The sequence below is a fragment of the Pseudomonas alkylphenolica genome (assembly GCF_004025535.1).
GTDB lineage: Bacteria > Pseudomonadota > Gammaproteobacteria > Pseudomonadales > Pseudomonadaceae > Aquipseudomonas > Aquipseudomonas alkylphenolica_A.
The window spans coordinates 53,589-68,810 of record NZ_QJRG01000050.1 but is presented as its reverse complement, the minus strand read 5'-3'; the positions used below and the strand labels follow the sequence as shown (position 1 = coordinate 68,810).

The following is a 15,222-nucleotide window of genomic DNA, read 5'->3' as shown; positions in this document are numbered from 1 at the left end:
CTTGTCGGCCGGTCACTTGTCTTTTGGAAACACGGTGCCGAGGTTGCGCCAGTCTTCCTGGGAGTTGGTGGCCTGGGCGTTCCAGTCCTGGTAGGTGCTCATCATGTCCGGCACCTGCGCCGGCCACCAGCAAGGGTCCGAGCAGCCATAAAGGTCAGCTTCCATCGGCTGGCAGAGCGAGCTGACGCCCCCGAAGGCATCCACTTCCCAGCCCGGGTCGGTGGTGGCGGTGCAACCGGCAACGGCGCTCATGGCGACCACTTCTTCGACACGGTCCTGGGCCACGGCCTGCTCGAGGATCTGGGCTTTGTTGTTCAGCGGCTTGAGGTGTTTCATATCAATGCGCCTTCCGCGGAGTGATGTACTGGCTGATGAAGGCCGGATTGGCGGCCATGATGCGGCTGTAGACTTCGATGCCGAAGTCGACCCAGTCGCGCATCAACTCACAGTAGTGATAGGTCGGGTGGGTCGGGTCGCCGTAGCGGGCATAGCTCTCGTGGTAGCAACCACCCGAGCACAGGTTACGGATGCGACAGCTGTCACAGCCGGTACCGCTGCGGTCCAGGCGCTGGGACAGGAAGTCGTTCAGCTCCACCTGTTTCACGCCGCTGTGGACGTTGCCGAAAGTCGGCAGGCTGGAGCCCGTAAAGCGATGGCACAGGTTCAGCTCACCCTTGTGATCGACCGCCAGCATCTTCAAGCCGGCACCGCACGGCAGGGCCTTTTTGTGCCCCTCGTGAATGTCGGTGATCAATTGGTGCAGGTTGGAAAAGCCGATGTTGCGGTGTTCCAGTGCCGCTTCCAGGTAGCGTCGGCCCAAGGCCTTCATGTTGGCGAAGACCTCCACCAGCTCTTCGGCACTGAGGTTGAAGTCGGCCATATCCCCCGAAGTGACCGGGGCAAAGCCTACCTCGGCGAATCCCAGTTCGTTGAACAGGTGGTTCCAGATGGTTTCGACATCGGTGATGCCGCGGGTCAGAGTCACCCGTGCGCCAACAGGGCGACTGTTGTAGCGCGACAGAAGCATTTCGGCCTTGCGCCGCACCACGTCATAGGTGCCCTGCCCGCCAACCGTGATGCGGTTGCGGTCATGCACAGTCTTGGGCCCGTCGATGCTCACCGACAAGCCGAAGCGATGGGCATTGAGCCAGTCGACGATCTCCTCGGTCAGCAAGGTGGCGTTGGTGGTCATGACAAACTCGACCTGCTTGCCCGCCTCGGCAAAGCGCCGCTCGCAGTACGCCACCATGTGTTCGATCAACGGCCGGTTGGACAGCGGCTCGCCGCCGAAGAACACCACGGTGTAGCGGGTTTCTTCCGGTGACTCCTTGAGCAGCATTTCCACCGACGACTCGGCGGTGGCGGTGCTCATCTTCTTGCCGGCCGACGGCTTGTCGAGGTCTTCCTTGTAGCAGTAGCTGCAGCTCAGGTTGCAGCCGGTATTGACGTTGAGTACCACGGTGTTGAGGGCCGTGCGCTCGACCCGCTTGACGCCGATTTCCGGGGTCAGCGGCGAACCGTCACTGACCACTTCCAGGGCCATCAGTTCGTGAAGGGTGTCGATGACGTCCTGGCCGGCAAAGCGCGACGCAAGACGCTGCAGCAACTCGTCCGACGAGCAGCCCTGCTCACGCAAGGTGTCGATGATCCCGCCGGTCACCGCGTCTGTGGCAAACAGCGAACTGCTGGGGATATGGAACAGCATGCGGTCGGCATCCACCTGCACTTCATGCAGGTTACGCTCGACCAGATTCAATTGTGCGCCCATGGCGACCTCCCGAAGTGCATCCGAACAACGTTGGCAACCGGGCGCCGCAGCGCCCGCTCGGTTCATGGCCGCTTATGGCAGCGGTGGGTTGTTCCAGCGCTGGACGGTAACGATCAGGTGGCCTTCGCCCTGTTGCCCGCCGTCTTCCAGCTTGGCGATCACTTTCAGATTGCCCGCGTTGTTGGTCATCATCCGGCGTTCGGGGTTGGGGCCTGCGCCACCGGGTACGAAGATGCCGTTGTCCTGCATCTGTCCGGCGAACTTGACGTCTTCGTCTTCTTCGGCGCGCTCGTTGTAGGGTTCTACCGACCACTGGGCCGGCAGATAACCGATACGCAGCGGTTCGCCCTTGGCGTCTTTGCCCCAGGCTTCGGCTTCAAAGCGGCCCTGCACTTTCGGTGTGCTGCCGCCGTTCTCGCCAATACGGGCGATGGAGAAGGCCGGCACCACTTTGACTTCCTCAACTTTGTCGTAGACCGTCAGGTTCACACCTTTCAACGCACCCTGGCTGATCTCGCGCACACCCGGCGCGGCATCGACGGCGGCACGCGCCTTGACCCGCACCTCGTTGGCGCTCGACGCCAGCACATGGGTAACCTCGATGCCAGCACCGAGATCCGGCTTACCCGACAGGCCGCTGCCGACCAGGGTCAGTTCAGTTTCGCTGCCGGCCTTGATGAAGGATGGCTGCACCGCCAGCAGACGGGCCTTGCCCTCCTTCGCCGCGGTGAAATCCAGGCCACGTTCGTCATGGTCGGCCTCGTACATGCGCCCTTTCATCTCACCGTCGAGTGCGGCAAACACTTGGCGCATCGTGGTATCGCCGACCTTGACGTTGCCCCGCCATTCATAGCCGTTGTAGAGAATCGCCGAGCCGCTGCCCTGGAACGGCGTGCCGTCGGCATAGCTGCCCTTGATGTCGACCTTGAAACCGTCGCCCTCGGCGCTGCCTACCGTCATTACGCCGCGCACATCGCCTTTGGTCAGCATGTGGCCGCTGAAGCTCCACTGCCCTGCCAGCACCTCGGCTTTTGGCCGCGCTTTCTGCCAGTCAGCCCAGGCCGGGGTCTCCAGCGCAAAACGCTTGGCCAGCTCCGGCACCATTTCGTTCAGGGCAATCGGCAGCCAGTCGCGGTCGCGCGACTGGGCCTGGTATTCCAGCGACGGCCATTGGCCGAGGTGGAAGTTGACCAGGTGCTCCCACTCTTTGGCCGGACGACGCTGCAGCGCAACCCGTGCCCCCGAGTGGCAGCGGCCGCAGGTTTCACTGAGCTTGGCATCGAAATGCTCGACCGTGTTGAGCCGGCGTTCCATGGCGTAGCGCACGCCTTCTGTTTCGCTCGGCGCCAGGCCTTGCCGGTCGGCCAGGTACTTGACCAGAGTGCGGCGATCATCGTCGCTGATCTTCAGGCCATGCATGGTCTGCATGCGGCCGATGCTCATCAGCCAGCCTTCCGGGGTTTTGCGCTGGTGGCTGATGCGGCTGTAGGTGTCGTTGCCTTCCGGCAGGTGACAGCCCATGCATTTGTTCTGCAGCACGCTGGGGCCTGTTTCAGCGGCCTGGGCCTGGGTGCACAGCAAGGAAGCGGCGGCGATCAATGCCAGGCTGCTGGTATGTCGCCGGAGTCGAGTCATTCTCAAGGTCAGACCTCCACGGTGTTGTTCTTATCGTTCTTGCACGCTGGGTGCCGTAGGTGCTTCTGCACAGGACCAATACAGGAACTGTGCCAATCTATGCAAAGTGTTTATTTTCAACAGCTTAAGCAACACTTGATGACCTAAGCATGGGGCCGACGTTCACACCCGGCGTCTAAATTTGCGACAGACCGTTGCACCTTGAGACAACGCCTTTGCTCCCTCTCAGCTTAGGCCAGCGACGCGTTGTGCCATTGCTGTCTCATGGCGTCTCAAAGTGCTACAACCGGGTCTCGGCAAGCGCGCTTCAAAATCAATAATTTATTGTTTTATATCAATTGGTTAAGAAATTTTTTCGACCTTGGCATGGTGGTTGCGAAAGTGCCCTGCACATCCAATGACAAGAGGCGTCGCCCCATGCTTTCGACACTGCCCATCCTCCCCCGTACCCAGGCTTTTCTCGAGCGCAAGCTGAAGATGCGCATCGGCGCCGAGTGGCAGGATGCGAAGAGCGGCAACACCATGAGCTTTCGCAACCCGGCCACCGGCGAGGTGCTGGGTGAAGTGCCCTGTGCCGACAGCGATGACGTTGACCGCGCCGTCAAGGCCGCCCGCGCTGCCTTTGATGATTCGGCCTGGAGCCGCATGCGCCCACGGGAGCGGCAGAACCTGTTGTGGCGCCTGGCTGACCTGATGGAACGCGACGCGCAGGAGCTGGCCGAGCTTGAGTGCCTGAACAACGGTAAAAGCGCCGCCGTGGCCAAGGTCATGGACGTGCAACTGGCCATCGACTTCCTGCGTTACATGGCCGGCTGGGCGACCAAGATTGAAGGCACGACGGTGGAGCCTTCGCTGCCCTTGATGCCCAATGAGCAGTTTCACGGCTTCATTCGCCGCGAGGCGATCGGCGTGGTCGGCGCAATCGTCGCCTGGAACTTCCCGCTGCTGCTGGCCTGCTGGAAACTCGGACCGGCCCTGGCCACCGGTTGCACCGTGGTGCTCAAGCCGGCGGACGAAACCCCGCTGACGGCACTGAAACTGGCCGAACTGGTGCAGGAAGCCGGTTACCCGGACGGCGTCTTCAACGTGATTACCGGTACTGGCCTGGTCGCTGGTGCCGCCCTCACCCGCCACCCGGGCGTGGACAAGCTGACCTTTACCGGCTCCACCGAAGTCGGCAAGCAGATCGGCAAGGCCGCGATGGAGAACATGACCCGCGTCACCCTCGAACTGGGCGGCAAGTCGCCGACCATCGTCATGCCCGACGCCAACTTGCAGGAGGCTGCTGCCGGCGCTGCCACGGCGATCTTCTTCAACCAGGGCCAGGTGTGCTGCGCCGGCTCGCGCCTGTATGTGCACCGCAAGCACTTTGACAACGTGGTGGCCGACATTGCCGGCATCGCCAACGGCATGACCCTGGGCAACGGCCTCGACCCGAAGGTGCAGATGGGCCCGTTGATCTCGGCCAAACAGCAGGACCGGGTGACCGGCTACATCAACCTTGGGCGCGAACTGGGCGCAACCATCGCCTGTGGCGGCGAAGGCTTCGGCCCGGGTTACTTCGTCAAACCCACAGTGATCGTCGACGTCGACCAGCGTCATCGCCTGGTGCAGGAAGAGATTTTCGGCCCGGTGCTGGTCGCCATGCCCTTTGACGACCTCGATGAGGTGGTGAGCCTGGCGAATGACAACCCGTACGGCCTTGGCGCCAGCATCTGGTCCAACGACCTGGCGGCGGTGCACCGCATGATCCCGCGGATCAAGTCCGGTTCGGTCTGGGTCAACTGCCACAGCGCCCTTGACCCGGCGCTGCCGTTCGGTGGCTACAAGCTGTCGGGCGTTGGCCGGGAAATGGGCGCGGCGGCCATTGAACACTACACCGAGCTCAAATCGGTGCTGATCAAGCTTTGACAGCAGCCCCTGACGGCACGCCGGCGCTCAAGCGCTGGCGTGCCAGCGATGGCATCAGCGACCCGCCCCCAACATGCCACGCTCGACAATAAAATCGATCACCCGCTGCAAACCCTGGCCGGTCTTGAGGTTGGTAAAGGTCCAGGGACGCTCGGGGCGCATGCGCTGGGTGTCTTTCTCCATTACCTCCAGCGACGCGCCCACATAAGGCGCCAGGTCGATCTTGTTGATCACCAGGAAATCCGACTTGGTGATCCCCGGTCCGCCTTTGCGCGGAATCTTCTCGCCTTCGGCGACGTCAATCACATACACCGTCAGGTCGGCCAGTTCCGGGCTGAAGGTGGCGCTGAGGTTATCGCCGCCACTCTCGACGAAGATCACTTCAAGGTTGCCGAACTTGCGCGCAAGGTCTTCCACCGCCGCCAGGTTCATCGAGGCATCTTCGCGGATGGCGGTGTGCGGGCAGCCGCCGGTTTCCACACCGACGATACGCTCCGGCGCCAGGGCTCCGGCTTCGGTGAGGATGCGTTGGTCTTCCTTGGTGTAGATGTCGTTGGTGACTACGGCGATTTCGTAGTGATCGCGCATGGCCTTGCACAGGGCTTCAAGCAGTGCGGTCTTGCCGGAGCCGACCGGGCCGCCGACACCGACACGCAGGGGTTGCTGGTAGCTTTGCAGTTGCATAGGGCTTTCCTCAGGATCGGAACAATCGGGTGTATTGGGTTTCGTGACGGGCCGAGGCGATCGCCAGCAGTGGCAAGCCACCGCCGAGTTCCTCGTCAGGTAAGGCCAGGGCGCTTTCCAGCACCCCGGGCAAGGCTTCGCTGAGGTCGCGTAAAAGGCTTTGGGCCGCCTGTTGGCCAAAGGGCACCAGCTTGACGCCGGCCATCACCGCCCCTTCGAGCCAGGCAAAGCCATGCCCCAGCGCCAGGTCGCGCAACGGGATATCCCACTGCACACCGAGCCAGGCCATGCCGCCCAGTTGGCTCATGGCGACAGCGTTGCGCCAGGCGGGGGCCTGACACCACTGCCAGCCATCCAGCAGACGCGCCAGGGCCATGCCGCGCTGGCGTTCTTCCAGGCGCAGTTCGGCGGTCTCGCGGTTGGCCAGCAGGAACGTGCTCCAGCGCGCAAACGCTTCGACGTCGTCATCACGACAGGCCTGGTACAGGCGCGCCAACAGCGGCCAGTCCAGGCACCCCAAGGTGTCGTGCAGCTGCTGCAACTGCCAGTCGCGAAAGCCGGCGGCGCCCTGCACCCATCCGGCTTCGACCGCCCACTCCAGCCCTTGCGAATAGGTGAAACCACCTACCGGCAGGTTGGGGCTGGCCAGTTGCAACAGCCGCAGCAGCTTCAGCTCAACGCTCATCAACCGGCCAGCACCAGCGCGGCACCGGCCAGCAGGCCGCCACCAAAGGCTTTCTGCAGGCCTTTATGCTGACGCAACAGGCAACCGCCGGCGAAGCCTGCCAATAGCAACACGCCGCTGACGGTGACAAAGCCGGCACTGAATACCCAGAACGCCCCGGGACTGGCTTCGACGCCATGCGCCCAGCCGTGAAACAGGGCAAACAGCGGCATGGCCAGGGCCAGCAGCACCTGACGACTCGGCAGCAACAATGCAGTCGCGGCCACCAGCAGCGAGCCGGTGATCATCTGTTCCATGCCGATCACGCCGCCGAACAGTTGCCCCATGAACGCGCCGCCGAACATCGCGCAGAGGGTCAGCAGCGGCAAGGCCAGGCTACGGCCGGTCAAGGCCGCGAGTACGCCGGTGCCGAGCAGCATCAACAAATGGTCAAGTCCGGTTAGCGGGTGCAGCAAGCCGTCCTGCAACGGGTTGGCATCGTGGCCCGGGTGCGCAAACGCCGGTACGGCCACCAGCAGCAAGGCCAGGGCGAGGGTCTTTTTCATGGTGAGTCTCCTTGTCAAAATCAGTGCTGGGCAACCCGCACGAACGGGTGGTCGCTGTGTGAGTGGCTGTGCGGAGCACTCTGGTAGGCGCCGGCTTCGGGCTCGAACGGTGCCTGCTCCACTGTCACCTGCAGCCCCAGGCCGCGGACCATTTCGTCCAGGACGTGGTCATGCTGGTAGCGGACAAATCCGTCGTCGATCTGCAGCGGTACATGGCGGTTACCCAGGTGATACGCCGCGCGCATCAGCAACAACGAATCGGCGCAGCGCACCGTGGACACCTCTTCGGCCGCCGCCAGTACGCGAATGACTTCGCTGCCCGTCTCGTCACCGAGCAGTTCGCCGCCGCGAATCAGCTGGCCGCGTTCAAGCATCAACCCTGCTTCACGCCCGTCATCGAGGGTGACGCGCACACGGCTCTTGATCCGTACGTCCAGCGTGAGGGTGACCGTAGCGCTGGGCTGGGCGGCGTCACTGAGCCGCCGCGTCAAAAGAATCATGTTCACTCCTTCAGAACAGAAAATAACGTTGCGCCATCGGCAACACCGTCGCCGGCTCGCACACCAGCAACTCGCCGTCGGCACGCACCTCGTAGGTCTGCGAGTCCACTTCGATCCGTGGCAACAGGCTGTTATGGACCATGTCGCCCTTGCGCACCGTGCGGCAGCCGTGGGCCACGCCGATCAGGCTGCGCAAGCCCAGTTCATGGTGTACACCGCGCTCATGCGCCGACTGCGACAGAAAGGTCATGCGCGTGGCATTGCGTGCTGCACCCAAGGCACCGAACATCGGCCGGTAGTGCACCGGCTGCGGCGTCGGGATCGAACCATTGATGTCGCCCATAGGTGCCATGGCGATCATGCCGCCCTTGATCACCAGCGCAGGCTTGACCCCGAAGAATGCCGGCGCCCATAGCACCAGGTCGGCCAGCTTGCCCGCTTCGACCGAGCCCACTTCATGCGCGATACCGTGGGTCAGCGCCGGGTTGATGGTGTATTTGGCGATGTAGCGTTTGACCCGGAAGTTGTCGCTGTAATGGCTGTCGGGCGCCAGCGGCCCGCGGCGGCGTTTCATCTGGTCGGCGACCTGCCAGGTGCGCAGCACCACTTCACCGACCCGGCCCATGGCCTGGGAGTCGGACGAGGTCATGGAAAAGGCGCCGAGGTCATGCAGGATGTCTTCAGCGGCAATGGTCTCGCGGCGAATGCGCGATTCGGCAAACGCCACGTCTTCGGCAATGCTCGGGTCCAGGTGGTGACAGACCATGAGCATGTCCAGGTGCTCATCAACGGTGTTGACGGTGTACGGCAAGGTCGGGTTGGTCGACGATGGCAGCACGTTGGCAAATGCCGCCGCGCGGATGATGTCCGGGGCGTGCCCACCGCCCGCGCCTTCGGTGTGAAAGGTGTGGATGGTGCGGTCACCAATCGCCGCCAGGGTATCTTCGACACAGCCGGACTCGTTCAACGTGTCGGTGTGAATGGCCACCTGCACATCCAGTTCTTCGGCCACCGTCAGGCAGCAATCAATCGCCGCAGGCGTTGAGCCCCAGTCTTCGTGCAGTTTCAGGCCGACCGCGCCAGCATGGATCTGTTCTCGCAACGCATCAGGTTGCGAGGCGTTGCCTTTGCCGAGCAGGCCGATGTTGATCGGCAGCTCGTCGGCGGCCTGGAGCATCCGCGCCAGGTACCACGGCCCGGAAGTGCACGTGGTGGCGTTGGTGCCGGTGGCGGGTCCGGTACCGCCACCGATAAAGGTGGTGACGCCGGAGGTGAGCGCCTCCTCCACTTGCTGCGGGCAGATGAAGTGAATGTGCGAGTCGATGCCACCGGCAGTGACGATCTTGCCTTCAGCGGCAATCACCTCGGTACCGGCACCGATCGGCAGCGTCACGCCCGGCTGTACATCGGGGTTACCGGCCTTGCCGACGCCGAAAATACGCCCGTTCTTGATGCCGATATCGGCCTTGACGATGCCCCAGTGATCGATGATCAAGGCGTTGGTCAGCACCAGGTCCATGGCCTGGGCGGCGAGCATCTGGCCCTGGCCCATGCCGTCGCGGATCACCTTGCCGCCACCGAACTTGACCTCTTCACCGTACAGGGTGAAGTCCTTCTCTACCTCTACCCACAGCTCGGTATCGGCCAGGCGCACGCGGTCGCCTACCGTGGGGCCGAACATGTCGGCATAGGCCCGACGGGAAATCCGGCTCATCCTTCAACCTCCAGCTTGCCCATGACCTTGCCCTGAAACCCATACACTTCTCGTTTGCCGGCATACGCCACCAACGTCACGGTGCGAGCCTGACCCGGCTCGAAGCGCACCGCCGTGCCGGCAGCGATGTCCAGGCGAAAACCACGGGTAGGTTCACGTTCGAACACCAGGGCGTCGTTGACCTCATAAAAGTGATAGTGCGAGCCGACCTGCACCGGGCGATCGCCGTGGTTGGCCACGGTGACGCTACAGGTCGGGTAGCCCACATTGAGTTCGATATCGCCCTCGGCGACCTGTACTTCTCCAGGAATCATGCGGCGCTCCTAAACTATCGGGTCATGGACGGTCACAAGCTTGGTACCGTCGGGAAAGGTCGCCTCGACCTGCACGTCGGGGATCATCTCGCTCACCCCCTCCATGACCTGCTCGCGGCTGAGTACTTCGCGGCCCAGGTTCATCAGCTCGGCTACCGTGCGCCCATCGCGCGCGCCCTCCATGACCGTGGCACTGATCAACGCCACCGCTTCCGGGTAGTTGAGCTTCAGGCCGCGGGCCAGGCGACGCTCGGCAAGCAGCGCAGCGGTGAACAGCAGCAGTTTGTCTTTCTCTCTCGGGGTCAGCTCCATGGCACTCTCTCAGGTAGCCCAAATGCGCGGCGGGCATGGCGTCAGGCCGATCACGGCCGGACGCAGGGCATGCCATAGCCGCTGCAGGGTCAATTGCAAACCTTGGTTGTCGTGGTCCAGCAGGCGCACCACCAGCAGTTCACCCAGCAGGGTCGCGCCGGCAGGCGGGTGCAAACCGTCGAGTAATGTGCGCGCTTGCTCGAGCAGTTCGGCGGTGGCGGGATACGCGCAAAAGGTCGCCTGCAGCGGGTAACCACCGAGCTTTTGCAGCTGGCCACCCTCGATGCGCAGGCGTTCATGCAGGCCGGGGTCATCAGGCACATCGATCTGCAAGCGGCTGTCCAGGGCACCATGGCTGAACGTCTCGTTCATCACCGGACGGCCCAGGCATAGGGTTTCCCAGGCCAGCAAGCGGGCGCCAGGAGACAGGCTGAAGCGGTTTTCCAGGCGTGCCCGGGCACCGGCAAAGCAGATGCTGCCCTGGGGCAACCACTCCAGCACACTGTCGGGCGCCAGGTGAAAATGCTGGCGCAAACACGCCGTATCGCCGCCACTCCGGTAAAACTTGGTGGCACCAGGCATGGTCAGCAACGCATGGCTGCCGGACTCAAGGTGCACATCGAGCACCAGCTTGTCGCCGCCGACCACACCGCCGGGGGGATGCAGCACATAAACGTGGCACGGTGCGCCTTCCGGGTAGAACGGCCGCTGCACCAAAAGAGGACCGAAATGCCGCCGCGCACCAATACAGGTCTTGGGTCCGCGACGAACGAAACGCAGCATCAGCTCGGCACTCCAGCCGGTGTCGCGGGCAGCGAGGTCGAGCGGTTGAGGAAGCGACATGCACCTGATCCCTGTAAATACGGAGTTCGATGAGCTTCAGCGATGGGGCAGCCTTCATTTCGTACCTCGGCACGGTGAAGGCCTGACCAATCGATCAGCTATCGATACAGGGAGACAAAGCACATAGCGGGCCAGAATGGCCCGCGGGGAGAGAAAGGCGCACCGGATTGGCGCTTCGCGCTCACTTCATTTACCAGAGCGCCAGGGTGTAATCGATGTTTACCCGCAGTTCATTGCCATCCCTGAAGGTCGCTGCCGGTGCAAAGTCGTTGCGGTACCAGGCGTGGCGAACACGCAGCCCCAGCCCCTTCATGCTGCCCGACTGCACCACATAGGAAAGTTCTACATCCTTCTCGGTTTCGTGGCGGTCATCGCCGCCCAGCGCAACCGGCAAGTCAATGTTGCTGCCGTCGATGTAACGCACCATACCCTTGAGCCCCGGCACGCCCTGTGCGCTGAAGTCATAGTCATACTTGACCTGCCAGCTGCGTTCCTTGGGGTTTATGAACTCGGAGCTGAGCGAGCCTTCAGTGATCACCAGCGGCTCGGTGCCGGCAATGTAGGGCATGGCGGTGGCCCCGGTGAGCTGCATGTAGCCGGCACCCAGGCTGTGGGCACCCAGGGTATAGGTGAACATCATGCCCAGGTTGCGGTTGTCGACCTTGCCGCCACCGGCCGCGCCGTCTTCACCGGCAACGAAATAGCGCAGGTCGCTTTTCAGTCGCCCGCTGCCAAGCGGCTGCAGGTGCTCGACGCCGACGAAGTCCTTGCGGTACAGGTCCTTGAGGGTGGCGTGGTAGTACTTGAGCGTCAGCGCATCCGACCATTTGTAGTCGGCCCCCATGAACACGAACTGGTCTGACTCGGCCTTGCCATTGAAGCGGCCATTGGGCGCAGCCATGGTGATTTTCTGGTAGTTGGTCGAGTCGCGCTGGTTCATGCGGTCCAGCCAGCCGGCATGTAGCGTCAGGTTGTCGATGTCTTGCGAGCGCAGGTAGGTACCGCGCAAGGTCTGCGGCAGCAAGCGGCTGGGGCTGGCAAATACCACCGGCAACAAGGTGCTGATGGTGCCGACCTGAAGCTCGGTTTTCGACACTTTGGCCTTGGCGGTCAGGCCCAGTTCGGAGTAGTCGTCACGGGGCTCGTGGTCGGTTGCATCATAGGGCAGCAAGCCGGTGCCGACCCGGTCTGGTGAAGAGTCCAGCTTCAGCCCCAGCAAGCCCTGGGCATCCAGGCCGAAGCCGACCGGCCCCTCGCTGAACCCGGAATTGAACCTGAAGATGAAACCCTGGGCCCACTCTCGCGCGGCAGACTGCGCCGAGGTGCCTTTGAAGTCGCGATCGAAATAATAATTGCGCGCCGTTACGCTCGCTTTGCTGTCTTCGATAAAACCGCCCGCCCAGGACGAGGACGCCAGGGTAAACGTCAGGCACAGGCCAGCCGCACGCAGAATGCAGGTATGCATGGCAAGGATCACTTTATTGTTGTTGTCGTAAACCCGGCCACCTTGGCGGCCGGGCTGTTGCGCGAACCGGCGGGGTTATTCGGGCGCCAGCTTGTTACGCCGCAGCGACAGGCAGAACATCGCCCCCGCCGCCAGCACAATGCCCGGCGCGGACGCCAGCATCACACCCGCCGTACCGGTGCCCAGGGCGAGCATCTGCCCGGCCACCAGCGGCCCGCTCATGGCGCCCAGGCGTCCAACCGCCACCGCCGTGCCAACGCCGGTGGCGCGCATGTGCGTGGGGTAGAACAACGGCGCCAGTGCGTACAACACCCCTTGCCCGCCGGTAGCGAACAAACCGGCGACAAAGCCGGCCACGAGCATGTGCTCAAACGCACTGGCCAGGCCCAGGGCGGTCAGCGAACCGAGGATGCCCAGATAGATCAGCGAGGCGATGGCCCAGGCCGGCAAGCGGTCCATCAGTGCACCCAGCAACAAGGTGCCGACGGCAGCGCCCAGTTGCAGCGCGAGCATCACCCAGCTGGCCTGAACGCCGGTGAAGCCCTGCCCCACCAGCAGGCTTGGCAGCCAGTTGATGAGGATGTACACCACCATCAAGGTGAAGAAGTAGCTCAGCCACAGCAGCAATGTCGATGAGCCAGCACCGTTACGGAACAGGCCGTGCCAGAGGCCCGTGCCGTTTTCGGTCGATTGCTGGCCGTGGCGAAACGCCGCCGACTCCGGCAGGTAGCGCCCCAGCAGCGGCACGATGAGCAGCGGCACTACACCGCCGACGTAGAACACCACCTGCCAGCCACCGGAGAACCCGGCAATGCCGATCACCGCCGCCAGCGCAGCGCCCAACGGCACACCGCAGTACATCATGCTCACCGCCGTACCCCGCAAGCGCGGTCCCGCTGCCTCGGACGTCAAGGCAATCAGGTTGGGCAGCGCCGCCCCCAGGCCCACGCCGGTCAGGCAGCGTGCGACGATCAGGCTGTTGAAGTCCCAGGCCAGTGCGGTGGCCAGGGAAAACAGCCCGAACAGTGCTACCGAGCCCATCAGCACGCGTTTGCGGCCGATGCGGTCAGCCACCCAACCACCCACAAACGCGCCGGGCAGCAGGCCGAGAATCCCGGCACTGAAAACCCAACCCATGTGCAGCTTGTCGAGATTGAACGCGGCTGCCATGCCTTGCGCAGCGATACCCGCCGCTTGTAGATCCAGTCCTTCCATCAGCGCCACGAGAAAACACAGGCTGATGGTTGTAGCGAGTTGTGCACGGCTCTGGGCAGTTACAACAGTCATGTTCAAGCACCTCGATTTATTATTGTGTGAGGGCAGGAAAAACGGTCACCCAGGGGGCGACCGCATGGAGTTATCCGCGTTTGAGCAAATCCAGCGCGACGTCGACGATCATGTCTTCCTGGCCGCCAACCATGCGGCGTTTGCCCAGTTCGACGAGGATGTCGAGGGTTTTCAGGCCGTACTTGGCGGCGGCCACTTCGGCGTGACGCAGGAAGCTGGAATAGACGCCGGCATAACCGAGACCGAGGGTTTCGCGGTCGACTCGCACCGGGCGGTCCTGCAACGGACGGACGATGTCGTCGGCCGCATCCATCAGGGTGTAGAGGTCGGTGCCGTGGTTCCAGCCCATACGCTCGGCAGCGGCGATGAACACTTCCAGTGGCGCGTTACCGGCACCAGCGCCCATGCCGGCGAGGCTGGCGTCGATGCGATCACAGCCCTCTTCCACCGCCGCAATGGAGTTGGCCACGCCGAGGCTGAGGTTGTGGTGGGCGTGCATGCCCACCTGGGTTTCGGGCTTGAGCACGGCCTTGAACGCGCGCATGCGCTCGCGGATGTCCTGCATGTTCATTGCGCCACCGGAGTCGGCCATGTAGATACAGGTGGCGCCGTAGCTTTCCATCAACTTGCCCTGGGCGGCCAACTGCTCGGCCGGGACCATGTGGCTCATCATCAAAAAGCCGACGGTGTCCATGCCCAGCTCGCGGGCGTATTCGATGTGCTGCTTCGACACGTCGGCTTCGGTGCAGTGCGTGGCCACGCGCACTACCCGCGCGCCGGCGTTGTAGGCAGCCTTGAGGTCATGCACCGAGCCGATGCCGGGCAGCAGCAAGGTGGCGATCTGCGCGTGCTCGATGACGTCGGCCACGGCCTCGATGTACTCAAGGTCGGTGTGCTTGCCGAAACCGTAGTTGAAGCTCGAGCCCTGCAGGCCGTCGCCATGGGCGACTTCGATCGAATCCACCCGGGCCTGGTCCAGCGCGCGGGCGATGTCCTGCACGTTCTGGATCGAGTACTGGTGGCGAATGGCATGGCTGCCGTCACGCAGGGTGACGTCGGATATGTAGATTTTCTTACCGTTCATGAGTGAGCTCCTCAGCCGTTGATCGTCGCGGTCTTCAACATCGACTGGGCCATGCGCTCGGCCGTGGCCAGCGCCGCCGAGGTCATGATGTCGAGGTTGCCGGCATACGCTGGCAGGTAATGGGCGGCGCCTTCGACTTCAAGGAACACCGAGGTCTTCAGGCCAGAGAAGCGGCCGTGGCCGGGAATGTTCAGCGGCGCATCCGCGGGGATCACATCGAACTGCACCTTTTGCTTGAGGCGGTAACCGGGTACATAAGCCTGCACAGCGGCGGCCATTTCCTCGATGGAGGCTTCGACCTGGGCCTGATCGGCGGCTTCGGACAATACAAACACCGTGTCACGCATCATCAGCGGCGGCTCGGCCGGGTTCATGATGATGATCGCCTTGCCCTTCGCAGCCCCACCAATCACTTCGATGGCCTTGCTGGTGGTTTCGGTGAACTCGTCAATGTTGGCGCGGGTGCCGGGTCCGG

At 63.1% G+C, this 15,222-nt stretch carries 15 protein-coding genes and 1 pseudogene; 1 reads left to right on the top strand and 15 read right to left on the bottom strand.

The window, feature by feature from the left end; all coding sequences use genetic code 11:
- Window positions 1-12: 12 nt before the first annotated feature.
- The 3 genes from qhpC to peaA all read right to left on the bottom strand — a co-directional run bounded on the left by qhpC (window position 13) and on the right by peaA (window position 3,409).
- Window positions 13-336, bottom strand: a complete 324-nt coding sequence (gene qhpC / locus DM813_RS27230) for a quinohemoprotein amine dehydrogenase subunit gamma (RefSeq protein ID WP_128326505.1) — start codon at window positions 334-336, stop codon at window positions 13-15.
- A gap of 1 nt (window position 337) precedes the next feature.
- Window positions 338-1,768, bottom strand: a complete 1,431-nt coding sequence (peaB, locus tag DM813_RS27225; RefSeq protein ID WP_128326504.1) for a quinohemoprotein amine dehydrogenase maturation protein — start codon at window positions 1,766-1,768, stop codon at window positions 338-340.
- Between the two features lie 72 nt (window positions 1,769-1,840).
- The gene (peaA, locus tag DM813_RS27220) at window positions 1,841-3,409 is read right to left on the bottom strand and encodes a quinohemoprotein amine dehydrogenase subunit alpha (protein WP_128326503.1); all 1,569 of its coding nucleotides are present in this window, start codon (window positions 3,407-3,409) and stop codon (window positions 1,841-1,843) included.
- Window positions 3,410-3,820: 411 nt separating this feature from the next.
- On the opposite strand from peaA, the gene DM813_RS27215 reads away from it, so the two are divergent.
- Complete coding sequence (locus DM813_RS27215; RefSeq protein WP_128326502.1) at window positions 3,821-5,314, top strand: aldehyde dehydrogenase family protein; 1,494 nt, start codon at window positions 3,821-3,823, stop codon at window positions 5,312-5,314.
- 54 nt (window positions 5,315-5,368) lie between these two features.
- On the opposite strand, the gene ureG is transcribed toward DM813_RS27215, so the two are convergent.
- The 12 genes and pseudogenes from ureG to DM813_RS27155 all read right to left on the bottom strand — a co-directional run.
- The gene (gene ureG, locus DM813_RS27210) at window positions 5,369-5,998 is read right to left on the bottom strand and encodes an urease accessory protein UreG (protein ID WP_347233036.1); all 630 of its coding nucleotides are present in this window, start codon (window positions 5,996-5,998) and stop codon (window positions 5,369-5,371) included.
- A 10-nt stretch (window positions 5,999-6,008) separates the two neighbouring features.
- Window positions 6,009-6,683, bottom strand: a complete 675-nt coding sequence (locus DM813_RS27205) for an urease accessory protein UreF (protein WP_128326501.1) — start codon at window positions 6,681-6,683, stop codon at window positions 6,009-6,011.
- Window positions 6,683-7,228 (bottom strand): HupE/UreJ family protein, encoded by a 546-nt coding sequence (locus DM813_RS27200; RefSeq protein WP_128326500.1) that lies wholly within the window; start codon window positions 7,226-7,228, stop codon window positions 6,683-6,685. Before DM813_RS27200 ends, DM813_RS27205 begins: the two co-directional genes overlap by 1 nt.
- Window positions 7,229-7,248: 20 nt before the next feature.
- The gene (ureE, locus tag DM813_RS27195; RefSeq protein WP_128326499.1) at window positions 7,249-7,728 is read right to left on the bottom strand and encodes an urease accessory protein UreE; all 480 of its coding nucleotides are present in this window, start codon (window positions 7,726-7,728) and stop codon (window positions 7,249-7,251) included.
- A gap of 10 nt (window positions 7,729-7,738) precedes the next feature.
- Complete coding sequence (gene ureC, locus DM813_RS27190; RefSeq protein ID WP_128326498.1) at window positions 7,739-9,442, bottom strand: urease subunit alpha; 1,704 nt, start codon at window positions 9,440-9,442, stop codon at window positions 7,739-7,741.
- Entirely contained in the window at window positions 9,439-9,756 is a 318-nt protein-coding gene (locus DM813_RS27185) for an urease subunit beta (protein WP_128326497.1), read from the bottom strand. Before DM813_RS27185 ends, ureC begins: the two co-directional genes overlap by 4 nt.
- A gap of 9 nt (window positions 9,757-9,765) precedes the next feature.
- Entirely contained in the window at window positions 9,766-10,068 is a 303-nt protein-coding gene (locus DM813_RS27180; protein WP_107023374.1) for an urease subunit gamma, read from the bottom strand.
- Between the two features lie 9 nt (window positions 10,069-10,077).
- Window positions 10,078-10,911 (bottom strand): urease accessory protein UreD, encoded by an 834-nt coding sequence (locus tag DM813_RS27175; protein ID WP_128326496.1) that lies wholly within the window; start codon window positions 10,909-10,911, stop codon window positions 10,078-10,080.
- A 190-nt stretch (window positions 10,912-11,101) separates the two neighbouring features.
- The gene (locus tag DM813_RS27170; protein ID WP_128326495.1) at window positions 11,102-12,376 is read right to left on the bottom strand and encodes an OprD family porin; all 1,275 of its coding nucleotides are present in this window, start codon (window positions 12,374-12,376) and stop codon (window positions 11,102-11,104) included.
- A gap of 75 nt (window positions 12,377-12,451) precedes the next feature.
- Complete coding sequence (mhpT, locus tag DM813_RS27165; RefSeq protein WP_128326494.1) at window positions 12,452-13,663, bottom strand: 3-(3-hydroxy-phenyl)propionate transporter MhpT; 1,212 nt, start codon at window positions 13,661-13,663, stop codon at window positions 12,452-12,454.
- A 70-nt stretch (window positions 13,664-13,733) separates the two neighbouring features.
- The gene (dmpG, locus tag DM813_RS27160; RefSeq protein ID WP_128326493.1) at window positions 13,734-14,747 is read right to left on the bottom strand and encodes a 4-hydroxy-2-oxovalerate aldolase; all 1,014 of its coding nucleotides are present in this window, start codon (window positions 14,745-14,747) and stop codon (window positions 13,734-13,736) included.
- Window positions 14,748-14,758: 11 nt separating this feature from the next.
- Window positions 14,759-15,222: pseudogene (locus DM813_RS27155) on the bottom strand (acetaldehyde dehydrogenase); the annotation flags it as partial.

Excerpts from the sequence above, each read along its gene's own strand:
- DM813_RS27200 (WP_128326500.1), bottom strand. The coding sequence starts at position 7,228 with ATGAAAAAGACCCTCGCCCTGGCCTTGCTGCTGGTGGCCGTACCGGCG.
- DM813_RS27185 (WP_128326497.1), bottom strand. The coding sequence starts at position 9,756 with ATGATTCCTGGAGAAGTACAGGTCGCCGAGGGCGATATCGAACTCAAT.
- mhpT (WP_128326494.1), bottom strand. The coding sequence starts at position 13,663 with ATGACTGTTGTAACTGCCCAGAGCCGTGCACAACTCGCTACAACCATC.
- qhpC (WP_128326505.1), bottom strand. The coding sequence starts at position 336 with ATGAAACACCTCAAGCCGCTGAACAACAAAGCCCAGATCCTCGAGCAG.
- ureC (WP_128326498.1), bottom strand. The coding sequence starts at position 9,442 with ATGAGCCGGATTTCCCGTCGGGCCTATGCCGACATGTTCGGCCCCACG.
- DM813_RS27180 (WP_107023374.1), bottom strand. The coding sequence starts at position 10,068 with ATGGAGCTGACCCCGAGAGAGAAAGACAAACTGCTGCTGTTCACCGCT.
- DM813_RS27170 (WP_128326495.1), bottom strand. The coding sequence starts at position 12,376 with ATGCATACCTGCATTCTGCGTGCGGCTGGCCTGTGCCTGACGTTTACC.
- DM813_RS27175 (WP_128326496.1), bottom strand. The coding sequence starts at position 10,911 with ATGTCGCTTCCTCAACCGCTCGACCTCGCTGCCCGCGACACCGGCTGG.
- ureE (WP_128326499.1), bottom strand. The coding sequence starts at position 7,728 with ATGATTCTTTTGACGCGGCGGCTCAGTGACGCCGCCCAGCCCAGCGCT.
- DM813_RS27215 (WP_128326502.1), top strand. The coding sequence starts at position 3,821 with ATGCTTTCGACACTGCCCATCCTCCCCCGTACCCAGGCTTTTCTCGAG.
- DM813_RS27205 (WP_128326501.1), bottom strand. The coding sequence starts at position 6,683 with ATGAGCGTTGAGCTGAAGCTGCTGCGGCTGTTGCAACTGGCCAGCCCC.
- peaB (WP_128326504.1), bottom strand. The coding sequence starts at position 1,768 with ATGGGCGCACAATTGAATCTGGTCGAGCGTAACCTGCATGAAGTGCAG.
- dmpG (WP_128326493.1), bottom strand. The coding sequence starts at position 14,747 with ATGAACGGTAAGAAAATCTACATATCCGACGTCACCCTGCGTGACGGC.
- ureG (WP_347233036.1), bottom strand. The coding sequence starts at position 5,998 with ATGCAACTGCAAAGCTACCAGCAACCCCTGCGTGTCGGTGTCGGCGGC.